General features: G+C 68.6%; 1 pseudogene. It reads left to right on the forward strand.

The window, feature by feature from the left end:
* Positions 1–1018: pseudogene (locus J0I64_RS08330) on the forward strand (lactate dehydrogenase); the annotation flags it as partial.

Raw genomic sequence — 1018 nt, forward strand, 5'->3', positions numbered from 1 at the left:
CGCGAAGCCCGGACCGATCTTCACCGAGCGCGTGATCGCGCCGCCGGCGGCTCCGGTGATCGCGAGCGCCGCCGACGCGCTTGCCGTCGTCCTGAACGAGCGCGGGCACGTCGGCGTCGATCACATCGCCGAGCTCCTGCACCGCGACGCAAAGGATGTCCTCGCCGAACTCGGCAGCGCAATCTTCCGCGATCCCTTGGATGGATCGTGGCAGACGGCCGACGCCTATCTGTCCGGCGCTGTCCGAGAACAACTCAAGACCGCGGAAGCTGCCGCCGCGCTCGACCCGGAGTACGAACGCAATGTCGCCGCGCTCGCTGCCGTGCAGCCTGTCGACCTCAAGCCGTCGGACATCACGGCGCGTCTCGGCGCGCCGTGGATTCCAGCCGCCGACGTCGCCGCCTTCGTCAAGGAGACGATGGACGCGGAGATCAAGATACACCACATGCCGGAGCTCGCGTCGTGGACCGTGGAGGCGCGGCAACTCGGCTGGTCCGCCGCGGGCACGTCAGAATGGGGCACCGACCGCCGGCATGCGGGTGAGCTCCTCGCCGACGCCCTCAACAGCCGCGTGCCGCAGATCTTCGACACGGTCAAGGAGGAGATGAGCGAGCGGCGCGTGCTCAACGTCGTCGACACCGAAGCGGCGAAGACGAAGCTCTCGAAGATCAAGGACGCGTTCCAGCGCTGGATCTGGTCCGATCCCGATCGCACCGACCGGCTCGCGCGCGTCTACAACGACCGCTTCAACAACATCGCGCCTCGGGCCTTCGACGGCTCCCACCTGAAGCTCCCCGGCGCCTCTGGCGCCTTTTCTCTTTATGGGCACCAGAAGCGCGGCATCTGGCGCATCGTCTCGGCCGGCTCGGCCTACCTCGCGCACGCCGTCGGCGCCGGCAAGACCATGACGATGGCCGCTGCCGTCATGGAGCAGCGCCGGCTCGGCCTGATCGCCAAGGCGATGCTCGTCGTGCCCGGTCACTGCCTGGCGCAGGCCGCGCGTGAGTTCCTCGCACTC

Origin of the sequence: Devosia sp., from assembly GCF_017307565.1 — a bacterium.
In the GTDB taxonomy this organism is placed as follows: domain Bacteria; phylum Pseudomonadota; class Alphaproteobacteria; order Rhizobiales; family Devosiaceae; genus Devosia.